The organism is Salmonella sp. A7, from assembly GCF_020181675.1.
GTDB classification, from domain to species: Bacteria; Pseudomonadota; Gammaproteobacteria; order Enterobacterales; family Enterobacteriaceae; genus Salmonella; species Salmonella enterica.
This window is the reverse complement of record NZ_CP084001.1, coordinates 1,078,828-1,093,661: the sequence shown is the minus strand read 5'-3', so window position 1 is coordinate 1,093,661 and position 14,834 is coordinate 1,078,828. Positions and strand designations below refer to the sequence as shown.

The window sequence follows — 14,834 nt, the reverse complement described above, 5'->3', positions numbered from 1 at the left end:
GCAACTCGAATTATTTAGAGTATAAACATTATTTAAAATAATAAACACGGCATTCGTTTTAATACTACGTTCAGGACTCATCCCACTCATTAGCAGAAAACCTATTAAAAAGCGTGTTCAGGCGTTTTATTGCTGCCATTGATAAACTGTTTAACAACATCGTCTGTACAGGCCTTCTTCGTTGCCTTTACGTTTAACTCAATCAGGCTACCGTCTCGGTTATAAGTCTATCGAGTAGTAGGGACGTAGTATGACGATGCAGCAAAGTGATATGGAAAGATATAATCCATTATTAATGTTAAAAGAAGTCATGGCGCAGACGCCTTATCGCCATAAACGCTGGGGAGAGCGTAAGTTTCGCTATAAATTTGTATTACGTTGCCTTATTAACCCCGTAACGACAATTAAATACTTCAATGAATTATGCCATCTGTCTCAGCCCAGAACGCTGATCATTCATCGTCCCCTATTGCCGGCAAAAATCCAGCGGCCCTATTTGTATACCGGGCTTAGCATACGTTGCCGGGCAAGAGCTATTCTGGAACACTACCAGTTCGTTCAGTCCTTTCCGGAAAGTAAAATTAAAAAGATCCTTCTGTCCGAGGAACAAATCTTACTCGCTCACCTGGAAGGAAAAAACGGTGCTCTGGTAGATATCTACTGCGGTCCCTGTGGCTATGACAGAGAAGGTGAGCTGACATTAACGCTGTGCTTCAATGATACGCCGTTGGCACGTTTATCATTTTCCTTTATCCGCCATGAAGGGAAGCAAATAGCGCTGGTTGCCGGGTTACAAGGGCCCAGTAAACATATCGGCCCACAAGTCATACGTAACGCCACCAAAGATTGTTACGGTCTCTTTCCTAAACGGATGCTGTATGAAGCATTTGCGACATTGATGCAGGCCTGTAATGTCGACGAGATTTATGCGGTAAGTGAAAACAACCATGTTTATCGTCAACTCAGGTACTTATTCCAGAAGAAAAAAACTTTTGTGGCCAGCTATAGTGAATTCTGGGAGTCGCTAAACGGCGTTAAGAAAGGTGCCTTATATCATCTGCCATCACAGGTGATGCGTAAAGCGCCTGAAAGTATCCCCAGCAAAAAACGCGCAGAGTATCGGAAACGCTATCATATTCTGGATACAATAATACAAGAGGTTAACAGCCTCTCCCGGTAGAACTATTTCATACGCGGATGTGCAGATCCTGCTACCGTTCAGCGGATCTCTTTGAAATCTGTATCGCTACTGGATGGTTAAATACAGAATGGCTTGCGAGTGAAAAGCGCGGCATTAAACCGTCGCTTTCACTCATGCTATGATCAACATCTTAATCTTATTCCCTTCACCATAACGTCATCGATTAGCATGTTAACCATTAAATACAAGCTAAACATTTGTCACATTTTTATTTGGTTAAGCAAAAAAATAATACAAAATAGAATTTTCAGTAAGCCAAGTCAGGAGTTTTGGTGAAAATACAAGAAGTTAAGCGTATATTAACCCGCTGGCAGCCGTCTTCCTTTACCCTATACCGGGAGGTGTTTGCGCAATACGGCGGTAGTATCAATATGCACCCAGATATTGTTGATTATTTTATGAAGCGCCATAACTGGCATTTTAAATTCTTCCACTATGAAGAAGATGATAAGATTAAAGGCGCCTACTTTATTTGTAATGATCAGAATATTGGCATCCTGACGCGCAGAACCTTCCCGCTATCGTCAGACGAGATACTTATTCCGATGGCACCAGATTTACGCTGCTTCTTACCCGATCGTACTAACCGACTTTCGGCGTTACATCAGCCACAAATACGCAATGCCATATGGAAACTCACCAGAAAAAAACAAAATTGTCTGGTCAAAGAAGCGTTCTCTTCTAAGTTTGAAAAAACACGCCGTAATGAATATCAGCGATTTCTTAAAAAAGGCGGAAGTGTAAAAAGCGTTGCTGATTGTTCTTCTGATGAACTGACTCATATTTTTATCGAGTTATTTCGGTCTCGTTTCGGCAACACTTCATCCTGCTATCCCGCTGATAACCTTGCCAACTTTTTTAGTCAACTGCATCACCTTCTGTTTGGGCATATTCTTTATATTGAAGGGATACCCTGTGCATTTGATATCGTACTGAAATCTGAAAGCCAGATGAACGTCTACTTTGACGTATCTAATGGTGCAATTAAAAATGAGTGCAGGCCACTCAGTCCCGGCAGCATACTAATGTGGCTAAATATTAGCCGCGCCAGAAATTACTGCCAGGAAAGACAAAAAAAATTACTTTTTTCCATCGGCATACTAAAGCCTGAATGGGAATATAAGCGCATGTGGTCGACCCCCTATTTTACCGGGAAATCGATTTGCTAAAAAGAAAGCCTGGACGTAAATATGTTTTTTACGTCCAGATTTTTCATAAATCCTGATGAACTGATAAAAAACTAAAATTTAATCAGAATTTAAAAAATAAGTTAACCACCATATAATCATAATGACAATTACTCGAAATTCACTTACACTATACTCGGTTTTATGGAATTGATTAACACGGTATGTTACAGATAACGTGCTAAAAAGCGTGCAGCGGTTATACATTTTCATATGTGTGTGTCATTAACCTGGCGTCAGGAACAGATGATGATGACAACCACCATTTTATCTCTTCTGGCCTGGCATACCGTCAGTAGATTAAAGGTGTAGCCTTGCTTTATGGCATTACAAAAATGCGGGTGGGGTCTATGCTCAATGCATACGTTATTTGTAACAACGCTCTTGTGCATAAACAATACGTTATTGTCAACAGCACTGAACGGGTACAGTGGTTCTTGCTGACAACAGGCTTAAAGATCGCCTTAACACGGGATACCTGATAACTGGATTATATTATGACACATGCAGACTGGCTGATTCTTGGGTATACAACTGTTATTATTATTTTTGGTATTGTATGTTATATCGGATTGCTTAAATTGATAACGAAAGGCAAGCATGAAAAATAACGCACTTACCGGGAAGAATATACTCTCAGGAGATAAAATGCTTCGGCAATGATATGACACCACTGCCGAAATGTTATTTTTACAGAAATCAATCAGGTATTGAGGGTGATTTTATCATAGCCGCGCCAGCGATAATTCAACAACGAGAGCAGCCAGAATAGCACAAAAGCGCCCACTACCCAGAAGCCCACATTCCCCATATGATCGTTAAGCGTGCTTACGGTCTGCCAAAATGTTCCGCTTAACTGTAACGCATCATCAATCAACCCCAGCGCCTCAAGCCCGCCAATCGCCAGCGCGACAATGACAGATGCGGCGGTAATGGTCATATTATAATAAAGCTTACGTAATGGATGCGAGAAAGCCCAACCGTAAGCGCCGACCATGACAAAGTTATCCAGGGAATCCACCAGCGCCATCCCGGCGGTAAACAGCACAGGAAAAATCATCATCGACCAGAGAGATAGCCCCTGGTTAGCTGCTGAAGCGGAAATGCCCAGCAACCCAACCTCGGTTGCGGTATCAAATCCCAGACCAAACAGAAAACCGACAAAATACATATGCCAACTGGAAGTGACCAAACGAAACGTACGCTGAAATATACGCGTCATCAGCCCGCCAGGTATCGCCTCGTCATGCGCCCTCACTGACTCGCCGCGGGTAACCGAGCGAAATTGCCGCCAGACGTTGAACAAAATAAACAGGTTAAGCAGGGCCATCGCCAGCAGAAAAAAAGCGGAAACAGCCGTACCAATCAACGAACCATATTGATGCAAAACATCAATACGATCGCGAAATGCCATCGACGTCACAACAATCGCCAGACATGCCAGAACGACAATGGTCGAATGACCCAATGAAAAAAACGCCCCCACGCCTAAAGGCGTTTTACCCTGCTGCATCAGTTTACGGGTGACGGTATCGATGGCTGCGATATGATCGGCATCAACCGCATGACGCAGCCCAAAGCTATACGCCAGTATGGCTGCGCTTAGCATGACGGCATGGTGATGAAAAACACAGAACGCCCAAATCCAGGCCAGGATGTTAACCCCAACAAGAAAGACGGTTAATGCTATTCCCCGTCGTTTAGTATGATTATTCATGCCCCTGAACCCACTATATTTTTAATTAACGCTACGGTTTGTAGGGGAAATGTATGATCATTTGATTAAAACGTCACACCTCAAGATGCGACTTTTTGTAAACGTGCTTTACCGCTGACACATTTGTGCGCATTACTGCGGAACAAGGCTTAAAAAGCGTATCCGAACGTATAACCCTCCCAACGCTTCGCTACGGGAAAAATGGGGATGAGTACGGTGCAGGCGTGCGATATCATTGACCAAAGCCAGACCAATGCCCGCCCCGGCCACATTTCCTACATTATCGAGCCGGTGGAACGGCTGTAGCGCCAGATGGATGTGTTCATCATCAATACCGGGGCCGCTATCTTCGACAACCAGCGTCACGGCATCACTATCCCGTTCAAGCCGCGCGGTGACGATGCCTTGCTCAGGCGTGTATTTCAGCGCATTATCCAGCAAGTTTCCGCACAGCTCGCTAAGCAGTACCTCATCCCCCTCGATCCACATCGCTTCCTGTTCGCCTTCGTAGCCCAGGTCGATATGTTTACTCCGCGCCTGCGCCAGGCGGGTAAAACAGCCGCTCTGTACGATATCGTACAGATTCACCGGGGAAAAACGCCGCTCGCCCTGCTCTTTATGCTTTACCGCAGAAAGTTGCAACAATCTTTCCGTGAGCTGAATGGTGCTATCCAGCGTTACGCTCATCGCCTGCAGACTTTCGTACCAGTGATGAGGGTGCTGGCTGGCTAACGCCACCGCCGCCTGCGTTTTTAACACCGCCAGCGGCGTTTTTAACTGGTGAGAAGCATCGGCGCTAAAGCGTTCCTGCCGGGAGAGGATGCCGCGGAGCCTGTCAATGTAGCGATTAAACGCCACGATTAACAAGCGTGTTTCCGACCACGGCAGCAGTTCCGGCAGCGGCGTTAGCAGACCCGGTTCGCGGCGTACCATTAATGACGAAAGTTGACGCATAGGGCGCAGGATCCGGCGTAATAACCAGCCAACCAGCACCAGGGTCAGCAACACCAGCAGCCCCTGTGAGATCCAGGAAGAGAACAGCAGTTGGCCCGCCAGATAACGACGGGACTGCAGCGTCTCTGCGACATAAATCTCCGCCATGCCGATAATGCCGCCTTCGTTGATCGGCTGTAGCAAACGCGCCACGCGGATCGCCTCGCCGCGATACTCGGTATGATAGAACCACGCCAGCGCCGGATAAAGCCGGGTACGAGGCGTAGCAGGCGGCATGGCGGGCAGATCGTCATAACCGGAAATGACCTTTCCGGAAGGGTCGACGACTTTGTAATAGAGTCGATCATTCATATTAAGCTCGAAGCTATCCAGCACCACCCAGGGCACGTTAACTTCCAGATGGTTATTGCGCACCACCAGCCGTTCCGATACCGTTCGCGCCGAGGAGAGCAACGTACGGTCATAAGCCTGAGTGGCGGCCTGTAGCGCATTGACATAACTGTTAAACGCCGATAGCCCCCATAGCAGAATCAGCGGCAACCCCAGGAACAGTAAGAGTTGCAGGTATAACGATTGCGGCTTAACCCACTTCATCGCCGCGCTCCAGCACATAACCCAGGCCGCGCAGCGTCGTAATTCGTACATCGCTTCCCTGGAGTTTTTTACGCAGTCGATGAATATAAAGTTCGATGCTTTCAGGGCTTACCTCATCGTTCAGGCTGAACACCTGTTCAAAAAGCTGCTGACGCGAAACTGGTCGCGTTCGTCGGTACATCAATACGGTTAAGAGCGCCTGCTCACGCGGCGTCAGCGCTAACGGCTGTCCCTGTAACAGAAAATACCCTTCATCATGAAAGATCAATTCACCCAGTTGCTGAACTTCATGAACCTGCCCAGCGCTGCGTCGGAGCAAGGCCCGTAAACGGGCATCCAGCTCCTCCAGTTCAAAGGGTTTCGGCAGATAGTCATCGGCGCCGACGTTGAGACCTTTTACGCGATCCGCCACCGCGCTTCGCGCCGTGAGCAGCAAAACGGGCAAGGTCTGACCGCGTTTACGCAGCCGTTGCACCACCTCCAGTCCATCCATTCCCGGCATATTGATATCCAGCACCGCCAGCGCGTACATTTCACTGTGCAGAAGATGGTCAGCCGCCAGGCCGTCAAATACGCAGTCCACGGCAAAGCCGTTTTGCACCAGCGCTTTCTCCAGCCAGTGAGCCAGCTCACGGTTATCTTCCGCCAATAAGAGACGCATATCACATCCTGTAAAGTTTCTGCCGCATTGAAAGGGAATTGAAAGGTTATTGTTTTAACAATCACGCAACCGAACTGCTACATGTCGGCTCACATAATCACAAAAATCTTCTTCCGAACCTGAAAAATCCGGACGTCCGGCGTGAGGATAAAAAATGAAAAAACAATTACTTCGTACCCTTACTGCAAGCATTTTATTAATGAGTACCTCTGTTCTGGCGCAGGAGGCGCCGTCGCGAACGGAATGTATCGCACCAGCCAAACCTGGCGGCGGTTTCGACCTTACCTGTAAGCTGATTCAGGTGAGTTTGCTGGAGACTGGCGCTATCGAGAAACCCATGCGGGTAACGTATATGCCCGGCGGCGTCGGCGCTGTGGCCTATAACGCGATAGTCGCCCAACGCCCTGGCGAACCCGGGACTGTGGTCGCCTTTTCCGGCGGTTCGCTGCTCAACCTGTCGCAGGGGAAATTTGGTCGCTACGGCGTGGATGATGTGCGCTGGCTGGCAAGCGTGGGCACTGATTACGGCATGATCGCCGTGCGTGCGGATTCCCCGTGGAAAACGCTGAAAGATCTGATGACGGCGATGGAAAAAGATCCCAACAGCGTGGTCATTGGCGCTGGCGCCTCTATTGGCAGCCAGGACTGGATGAAGTCGGCGTTGCTGGCGCAAAAGGCGAACGTCGACCCGCACAAGATGCGCTACGTTGCCTTTGAGGGCGGCGGCGAGCCGGTGACGGCATTAATGGGCAACCATGTTCAGGTTGTCTCCGGCGATCTCAGTGAAATGGTGCCTTATCTGGGCGGCGACAAAATCCGCGTGCTTGCCGTCTTTTCAGAAAATCGTCTGCCGGGCCAGCTTGCCAATATCCCTACCGCTAAAGAACAGGGCTACGACCTGGTGTGGCCGATTATTCGCGGCTTCTACGTCGGGCCCAAAGTCAGCGATGCCGATTACCAGTGGTGGGTGGATACCTTCAAGAAGCTTCAGCAAACCGACGAGTTTAAAAAGCAGCGCGATCTGCGCGGCCTGTTTGAGTTCGACATGACCGGCCAGCAGCTCGATGACTACGTGAAAAAACAGGTTACTGATTACCGTGAACAGGCGAAAGCCTTCGGACTCGCGAAATAATCGCGGAGGCAATGATGAGCGATCGTATCTTTGCGGGTATCTGGCTGTTGCTCTGTATTGCCGGGCTATTCATCGCCTGGCAGATCCAAAGCGAATACAGCTATGAACCCGTCGGCCCCCGCCCTTTTCCGCTGGGGATTATCGGCCTGATGGCGCTCTGCGCGCTGGCGCTGTTATTGCGCCATCCCGACACGGTGAGCTGGCCGCGCCGCCATGTTCTGCAAAAGCTAGTTACCATGATCATCATCCTGTTGATGTATGCCTGGGGATTCGAATGGCTGGGTTTTCCCATCGCCACCGCGCTTCTCACCATGGTTATCGGGATGCTGTTCGGCGCCACGATTCCAGCGGCGGGTATCTCCGGCGCGGTATTAGGCATTCTGCTGTGGTATGCCTTTGACCGGCTGCTTGATGTCACCTTACCTCTCGGCGCCTGGCTGAGTTAACGGAGCAACGATGGATACCTGGATATATCTTTCTCAGGGCTTTGCGGTGGCGATGACGCCGGAAAACCTGGTTATCGCGTTGATTGGCTGCTTCGTGGGCACGATCGTCGGTCTGCTGCCGGGCCTGGGACCGATCAACGGCGTGGCAATTTTACTGCCGCTGGCCTTTGCGTTGCATCTGCCTGCGGAGTCGGCGCTAATTCTGCTGGCGACGGTGTACATTGGCTGTGAGTATGGCGGCAGGATCTCCTCCATATTGCTCAACGTCCCCGGCGATGCGGCGGCGATCATGACGGCGCTGGACGGTTACCCGATGGCGCAGCAAGGGAAAGGCGGCGTAGCGCTGTCGATTTCCGCAGTAAGCTCATTTTTCGGTTCATTAATCGCTATCGGCGGCATCATTCTGTTCGCCCCTTTACTGGCGCAATGGTCGCTGGCCTTTGGTCCGGCGGAATATTTCGCCTTAATGGTTTTTGCCATCGCCTGTCTTGGCAGCATGATGGCGCAAAACCCGCTTAAATCATTTCTGGCAGCGCTGATCGGTCTTGGCCTTGCGACCGTCGGCGTGGACGCCAACACCGGGGTTTATCGCTTTACCTTTGACAGCGTTCATCTTTCCGACGGCGTACAGTTTATCGTCGTGGTGATCGGCCTGTTCTCGGTATCAGAAATACTTTTAATGCTGGAACATACCAGCAGCGGGCAAACAATGGTCCGCAAAACGGGTCGAATGTTGTTCAACCTGAAAGAAGGCGCGCAGTGTATCGGCACCACCCTGCGTTCTTCGGTAATCGGCTTTTTTGTCGGCGTATTGCCCGGCGCCGGGGCGACCATCGCCAGCGCCATTACCTATATGACCGAGAAAAAACTCAGCGGCAACAGCGATAGCTTCGGCAAAGGTGATATTCGCGGCGTCGCGGCGCCGGAGGCGGCAAACAACGCCTCTGCCTGCGGCTCCTTCATCCCGATGCTGACGCTGGGCGTTCCCGGTTCCGGCACTACGGCAGTGATGATGGGGGCGCTGACGCTGTACAACATCACGCCAGGCCCGGCGATGTTCACCGAACAGCCGGATATCGTCTGGGGACTCATCGCTGCGCTGCTGATTGCGAACGTGATGCTGCTGATCATGAATATCCCGTTGATCGGTCTGTTTACCCGTATGCTCACCATTCCGCTGTGGTTCCTGGTACCCGCCATCGCTGCCGTATCGGCGGTAGGGGTGTATGCGGTACACAGCACCACCTTCGATCTGGTGCTGATGGTCGCGCTCGGCGTGTTAGGGTACATTTTACGTAAAATGCACTTCCCCATGTCGCCGCTGATCCTGGGATTCGTACTGGGGGAAATGCTGGAGCAGAACCTGCGCCGCGCACTCTCCATCAGTAACGGCAATATGGCGATTTTGTGGCAAAGCGGCGTTGCCAAAGCCCTGCTGATCATGGCGATCATGGTCATTGTCGTACCGCCAGTGTTACGTCTGATCCGTAAACACAGCCGTAAACCGCAGGTTGACGCCGGTTAATTGACTGCTGAAATACATTGTACTTGTCCGGCCTACGCGCTCATTTGCCAGGCCGGGCAACCCCGCCAGCATCACTCTCCCATAACTCGCTCATTTTACCCCCCTTCTTGCCGTTGTCAGGCTCGTGGCGCCGTTAACCTCACCTTTCGCATTGTTAAATATTTGTTGTTTTTGATCACAATAATTAAACAAAAGCGGTTATTTCATACGCGTTCCTGAAAAATGTCGATATTTTTAATTTATGGCTACGAAATGAGCATCGCCATGTCTCCCTGACCATCTACCGAGAGGAATGATTCTGATGAATGCACTGACTGCCGTAAAAGCGAACACAGATGATTTAGCCCAACGCCATACTGGTTTCACCCTTGCCCCTTCGGCGCAGTCGCCGCGCCTGCTGGCGTTAACGTTTACGGCGGATACCACAAGACAATTTCTCCATCAGGTTGCGCAGTGGCCGGTGCAGGCGCTGGAATACAAATCTTTCTTACGTTTTAAAATCGGCAAGATCCTCGACGATCTGTGCGGCAATCAGCTACAACCTCTGTTGATCAAAACGCTCCTCAACCGTGCACAAGGCGCGCTGTTGATCAGCGCCGAAGGGATCGATGATGTCGCACAGGCAGAAGAGATGGTCAAACTGGCGACGGCGGTGGCGCATCTTATTGGTCGCTCCAACTACGATGCGATGAGCGGCCAGTATTACGCGCGTTTCGTGGTCAAAAACGTCGACAACTCCGACAGTTATCTGCGCCAGCCCCACCGCGTAATGGAACTGCACAATGACGGTACCTATGTTGAGGAGGTGACCGACTACGTGCTGATGATGAAAATCGACGAACAAAATATGGAAGGCGGTAACTCGCTGCTGCTGCACCTTGATGACTGGGAACATCTGGAGTCGTTTTTTACCCATCCGCTGGCGCGTCGCGTCATGCGCTGGGCGGCGCCGCCAAGCAAAAATGTTAGCCATGACGTCTGGCACCCGGTGTTTGATGTCGACCAACAAGGCCGCCCGGTCATGCGTTATATCGACCAGTTCGTCCAGCCAAAAGACTTTGAAGAAGGCGTCTGGCTCAGCGAGCTTTCAGACGCGCTGGAAACCAGTCAAAACATCCTCTCCGTACCGGTACCGGTCGGCAAATTCCTGCTGATTAACAATCTGTTCTGGCTACATGGACGCGATCGTTTTACGCCGCATCCTGACTTGCGTCGCGAACTGATGCGCCAGCGCGGTTACTTCGCCTACGCCGCCAGCCATTATCAAACTCACCAATAAGCGCCACGGCGAAGGAATTACGCGGATGTATGATTTTGTGATTATCGGCGGCGGCATTATCGGCATGTCGACCGCCATGCAACTTATTGATGTCTACGCGGATGCGCGCATCGCGTTGCTGGAAAAAGAGTCCGCGCCAGCCTGCCACCAGACCGGGCATAACAGCGGCGTGATCCATGCCGGGGTGTACTACACGCCCGGCAGCCTCAAAGCGCGGTTTTGTCTGGCAGGCAATCAGGCGACCAAAACCTTTTGCGATCAAAACAACATCCGCTACGACACCTGCGGCAAAATGTTGGTCGCCACCTCGGAGCTGGAAATGGCGCGGATGCGCGCGCTATGGGAGCGGACGGCGGCCAACGGCTTAGAGCGCGAGTGGTTAAGCGCGGCGGAGCTGCGTGAACGCGAACCCAATATCATTGGCCTGGGCGGGATTTTTGTCCCTTCCAGCGGGATTGTCAGCTATCGCGATGTCGCGACGGCCATGGCGAACCGCTTTCAGGCCAAAGGCGGCGAGATCATCTACCATGCCGAGGTCAGCGCGCTAACAGAACATGCCGCTGGCGTTGTCATTCGCACCTCGCAAGGTCGGGAAATCGAAACCGCTACGCTTATCGGCTGTGCAGGACTGATGGCGGATCGGCTGGTCAAAATGCTGGGCGTGGAGCCCGGTTTTATTATCTGCCCTTTCCGCGGCGAGTACTTTCGTCTGGCCCCGCGACACAACCGGATCGTTAACCATTTGATCTACCCGATCCCCGATCCGGCAATGCCGTTTCTCGGCGTCCATCTTACCCGCATGATCGACGGCAGCGTTACGGTCGGGCCGAATGCGGTGCTGGCGCTTAAACGCGAAGGCTACCGTAAGCGCGACGTTTCCTTCACCGACACCCTGGAGATTTTCCGCTCCGCCGGCATTCGCCGCGTACTGCAAAACCATCTGCTTTCCGGACTGGGCGAGATGAAAAACTCGCTGTGCAAAAGCGGCTATTTGCGGCGAGTACAAAAGTATTGCCCCAGCCTGACCGTCAACGATCTCCAGCCCTGGCCGGCAGGCGTGCGGGCGCAGGCGGTTTCGCCGGACGGCAAACTGATTGATGATTTTCTGTTTGTCACGACGCCGCGTTCCATTCACACCTGTAACGCCCCCTCCCCGGCGGCGACATCCGCGATACCTATCGGCGCGCATATCGTCAGCAAAGTTCAGGCGCTACGCGCAAGCCAGAGCAACCCCGGACGTACGCTGCGTGCGGCACGCAGCGTGGACGCATTACACGCCGCATTTACCCGTTAACCCTTCAGACAGGAAGCAATTATGCAACTTAACGACTCTACCCTGTTCCGCCAGCAGGCCTTTATCGATGGCGACTGGCGCGACGCGCGCGGCGGCGATGTCATCCCCGTGAGCAACCCCGCCAACGGGAAACCGCTCGGCAATGTGCCCAAAATGGGGGCGGAAGAGACGCGCGACGCCATCAACGCCGCCAATCGCGCCCTGCCCGCCTGGCGCGCGCTCACCGCCAAAGAGCGAGCCAATATCCTGCGTCGCTGGTTCAATCTGATGATGGAACATCAGGACGATTTGGCGCGTCTGATGACGCTGGAACAGGGCAAACCGCTGGCGGAAGCGAAAGGCGAAATTAGCTACGCCGCCTCGTTTATTGAATGGTTCGCCGAAGAGGGGAAACGTATCTATGGCGACACGATTCCAGGTCATCAGGCCGATAAACGGCTGCTGGTGATTAAGCAGCCCATCGGCGTCACCGCCGCGATTACCCCGTGGAACTTTCCCTCGGCAATGATCACCCGTAAAGCCGGCCCCGCGCTGGCCGCAGGCTGCACAATGGTACTCAAACCCGCCAGCCAGACGCCGTTTTCCGCGCTGGCGCTGGCGGAACTGGCCCGGCGCGCCGGAATTCCCGCAGGCGTATTTAACGTCGTTACCGGTTCGGCAGGCGATATCGGCGGCGAGCTGACCAGCAACCCGCTGGTACGCAAACTGTCGTTTACCGGCTCGACGGAGATTGGCCGCCAGCTAATGGAACAATGCGCCAAAGACATTAAAAAAGTGTCGCTGGAGTTGGGCGGCAATGCGCCGTTTATCGTCTTTGACGATGCCGATCTGGATAAAGCCGTCGAAGGCGCGCTGGCTTCGAAGTTTCGCAACGCCGGGCAGACCTGTGTCTGCGCCAATAGATTGTATGTTCAGGACGGCGTTTACGATCGTTTTGCGGAAAAACTCAACCAGGCGGTAAATAAGCTCGCGGTCGGCGACGGTCTGCAAGCCGACGTTGCTATCGGGCCGCTGATTGATGAAAAAGCCGTGGCGAAAGTCCAGGAGCATATCGCCGATGCGCTGGAAAAAGGCGCCCGCGTCATCACGGGCGGTGAAGCGCACAAATTGGGCGGCAACTTCTTTCAACCGACCATTCTGGCGGATGTTCCTGATAACGCGAAAGTCGCCAAAGAAGAGACATTCGGGCCGCTCGCGCCTCTGTTCCGCTTCAGCGACGAGGCGGATGTCATCAGGCAGGCTAACGATACCGAGTTCGGCCTGGCAGCCTATTTTTATGCACGCGATTTAAGCCGCGTTTTCCGCGTCGGCGAAGCGCTGGAATACGGCATCGTCGGTATTAATACCGGCATTATCTCCAACGAAGTCGCGCCTTTCGGCGGTATTAAGGCCTCCGGATTAGGCCGTGAAGGTTCCAAATACGGCATCGAAGATTATTTAGAAATCAAATATATGTGCATCGGCCTTTAACAGGAGAGTCGCTAATGAATACCAATAACGCTTTAATGCAGCGCCGTCATAACGCCGTTCCTCGCGGCGTGGGCCAGATTCACCCGATTTTCGCCGAGCGGGCGGAAAATTGTCGGGTCTGGGATGTCGAAGGCCGTGAGTATCTCGATTTCGCGGGCGGCATTGCCGTCCTGAACACTGGTCATTTACATCCGGGCATTGTTTCAGCGGTCGAAGCGCAGTTGAAGAAATTGTCGCATACCTGTTTTCAGGTGCTGGCCTATGAACCGTACCTGGCGTTGTGCGAACGCATGAACCAGAAGGTACCGGGCGATTTCGCCAAAAAAACGTTGCTGGTCACGACCGGTTCAGAAGCGGTTGAAAACGCCGTGAAAATCGCCCGCGCGGCGACAAAACGCAGCGGTGCTATCGCGTTTAGCGGCGCTTACCACGGTCGTACCCACTACACGCTCTCTCTGACCGGGAAAGTACACCCGTACTCTGCTGGTATGGGATTGATGCCAGGCCACGTCTACCGCGCGCTTTATCCTTGCCCGCTTCACAACATCAGCGATGACGACGCGATCGCCAGCATTGAACGCATCTTTAAAAATGATGCCGCGCCGGAAGATATCGCCGCCATTATTATTGAGCCGGTACAGGGCGAAGGCGGATTTTACGCCACCTCTCCCGCGTTTATGCAGCGACTGCGCGCGCTATGCGACCAACACGGCATTATGTTGATTGCCGACGAAGTGCAAAGCGGCGCGGGCCGGACCGGTACGCTGTTCGCCATGGAACAGATGGGCGTTGCGGCAGATATTACCACGTTTGCGAAATCGATCGCCGGCGGCTTTCCGCTGGCAGGCGTTACCGGCCGGGCAGACGTGATGGACGCTATCGCGCCGGGCGGTCTGGGCGGCACCTATGCCGGAAACCCGATTGCCTGCGCCGCCGCGCTGGCGGTACTGGACATTTTCGAGCAGGAAAATCTACTGCAAAAGGCAAATACGCTTGGCAAAACGCTGCGCGATGGCCTGATGGAGATAGCGGAAACGCACCGTGAGATTGGCGACGTGCGCGGACTGGGCGCCATGATCGCCATTGAGTTGTTCGAAAATGGCGACCCCGGCAAACCGAACGCGACTCTGACCGCCGACATTGTGGCCCGCGCCCGCGAGAAAGGGTTAATTCTGCTCTCCTGCGGTCCTTACTACAACATCTTGCGCATCCTCGTTCCACTCACTATTGAGGCCTCGCAGATTCGGCAAGGCCTGGAGATTATCGCCCAGTGCTTTGATGAGGCGAAACAAGCGTAATGTCCAATAAGCAGCGTCGGATGGCGACGTAACTGTCTTATCCGGCCTACAAAAACCGTTTCGATTGTAGGCCGAA

The 14,834-nt window shown here is 52.5% G+C and carries 12 protein-coding genes; 9 read left to right on the top strand and 3 right to left on the bottom strand.

The window, feature by feature from the left end; translation table 11 throughout:
- The first annotated feature begins 250 nt into the window (after positions 1–250).
- Positions 251–1,180 carry a VirK family antimicrobial peptide resistance protein gene (locus tag LCS67_RS05285; RefSeq protein ID WP_000178742.1) on the top strand — a complete coding sequence of 310 codons (930 nt, stop codon included), beginning with the start codon at positions 251–253 and terminating at the stop codon, positions 1,178–1,180.
- A gap of 293 nt (positions 1,181–1,473) precedes the next feature.
- A complete protein-coding gene (locus LCS67_RS05280) occupies positions 1,474–2,370 on the top strand; it encodes an antimicrobial resistance protein Mig-14 (RefSeq protein ID WP_000701508.1) in 897 nt (298 codons plus the stop codon).
- A 721-nt stretch (positions 2,371–3,091) separates the two neighbouring features.
- Here the strand turns inward: LCS67_RS05280 and LCS67_RS05275 are convergent.
- From LCS67_RS05275 to tctD, 3 genes are all read right to left on the bottom strand, one after another.
- On the bottom strand, positions 3,092–4,105 hold the full coding sequence (locus LCS67_RS05275; protein ID WP_001059351.1) for a HoxN/HupN/NixA family nickel/cobalt transporter: 1,014 nt from the start codon (positions 4,103–4,105) through the stop codon (positions 3,092–3,094).
- A 132-nt stretch (positions 4,106–4,237) separates the two neighbouring features.
- Positions 4,238–5,653 (bottom strand): sensor histidine kinase, encoded by a 1,416-nt coding sequence (locus LCS67_RS05270; protein WP_000872335.1) that lies wholly within the window; start codon positions 5,651–5,653, stop codon positions 4,238–4,240.
- Entirely contained in the window at positions 5,640–6,314 is a 675-nt protein-coding gene (gene tctD, locus LCS67_RS05265; protein ID WP_001237934.1) for a transcriptional regulator TctD, read from the bottom strand. Before tctD ends, LCS67_RS05270 begins: the two co-directional genes overlap by 14 nt.
- 154 nt (positions 6,315–6,468) lie before the next feature.
- Here tctD and LCS67_RS05260 point away from each other — a divergent pair, with 154 nt between their 5' ends.
- From LCS67_RS05260 to gabT, 7 genes are all read left to right on the top strand, one after another.
- Positions 6,469–7,446, top strand: coding sequence for a Bug family tripartite tricarboxylate transporter substrate binding protein (locus tag LCS67_RS05260; protein WP_000744413.1), 978 nt, complete (start codon positions 6,469–6,471; stop codon positions 7,444–7,446).
- Between the two features lie 11 nt (positions 7,447–7,457).
- Complete coding sequence (locus LCS67_RS05255; protein WP_077905333.1) at positions 7,458–7,892, top strand: tripartite tricarboxylate transporter TctB family protein; 435 nt, start codon at positions 7,458–7,460, stop codon at positions 7,890–7,892.
- Between the two features lie 10 nt (positions 7,893–7,902).
- On the top strand, positions 7,903–9,417 hold the full coding sequence (locus LCS67_RS05250; RefSeq protein WP_000382034.1) for a tripartite tricarboxylate transporter permease: 1,515 nt from the start codon (positions 7,903–7,905) through the stop codon (positions 9,415–9,417).
- 301 nt (positions 9,418–9,718) lie between these two features.
- Positions 9,719–10,696 carry a glutarate dioxygenase GlaH gene (glaH, locus tag LCS67_RS05245; RefSeq protein WP_000993100.1) on the top strand — a complete coding sequence of 326 codons (978 nt, stop codon included), beginning with the start codon at positions 9,719–9,721 and terminating at the stop codon, positions 10,694–10,696.
- A gap of 25 nt (positions 10,697–10,721) precedes the next feature.
- Positions 10,722–11,990 (top strand): L-2-hydroxyglutarate oxidase, encoded by a 1,269-nt coding sequence (gene lhgO, locus LCS67_RS05240; protein WP_031571315.1) that lies wholly within the window; start codon positions 10,722–10,724, stop codon positions 11,988–11,990.
- A 21-nt stretch (positions 11,991–12,011) separates the two neighbouring features.
- Positions 12,012–13,460, top strand: coding sequence for an NADP-dependent succinate-semialdehyde dehydrogenase (gene gabD / locus LCS67_RS05235; RefSeq protein ID WP_001176532.1), 1,449 nt, complete (start codon positions 12,012–12,014; stop codon positions 13,458–13,460).
- Between the two features lie 14 nt (positions 13,461–13,474).
- Positions 13,475–14,758, top strand: a complete 1,284-nt coding sequence (gabT, locus tag LCS67_RS05230) for a 4-aminobutyrate--2-oxoglutarate transaminase (protein WP_031571310.1) — start codon at positions 13,475–13,477, stop codon at positions 14,756–14,758.
- Positions 14,759–14,834: the final 76 nt, after the last annotated feature.

What these genes read in the sequence shown, in the direction of transcription:
- LCS67_RS05275 (WP_001059351.1), bottom strand. Translation starts at nt 4,105, where the DNA reads ATGAATAATCATACTAAACGACGGGGAATAGCATTAACCGTCTTTCTT.
- LCS67_RS05250 (WP_000382034.1), top strand. Translation starts at nt 7,903, where the DNA reads ATGGATACCTGGATATATCTTTCTCAGGGCTTTGCGGTGGCGATGACG.
- glaH (WP_000993100.1), top strand. Translation starts at nt 9,719, where the DNA reads ATGAATGCACTGACTGCCGTAAAAGCGAACACAGATGATTTAGCCCAA.
- LCS67_RS05270 (WP_000872335.1), bottom strand. Translation starts at nt 5,653, where the DNA reads ATGAAGTGGGTTAAGCCGCAATCGTTATACCTGCAACTCTTACTGTTC.
- gabD (WP_001176532.1), top strand. Translation starts at nt 12,012, where the DNA reads ATGCAACTTAACGACTCTACCCTGTTCCGCCAGCAGGCCTTTATCGAT.
- lhgO (WP_031571315.1), top strand. Translation starts at nt 10,722, where the DNA reads ATGTATGATTTTGTGATTATCGGCGGCGGCATTATCGGCATGTCGACC.
- tctD (WP_001237934.1), bottom strand. Translation starts at nt 6,314, where the DNA reads ATGCGTCTCTTATTGGCGGAAGATAACCGTGAGCTGGCTCACTGGCTG.
- LCS67_RS05260 (WP_000744413.1), top strand. Translation starts at nt 6,469, where the DNA reads ATGAAAAAACAATTACTTCGTACCCTTACTGCAAGCATTTTATTAATG.
- LCS67_RS05255 (WP_077905333.1), top strand. Translation starts at nt 7,458, where the DNA reads ATGATGAGCGATCGTATCTTTGCGGGTATCTGGCTGTTGCTCTGTATT.
- LCS67_RS05285 (WP_000178742.1), top strand. Translation starts at nt 251, where the DNA reads ATGACGATGCAGCAAAGTGATATGGAAAGATATAATCCATTATTAATG.
- gabT (WP_031571310.1), top strand. Translation starts at nt 13,475, where the DNA reads ATGAATACCAATAACGCTTTAATGCAGCGCCGTCATAACGCCGTTCCT.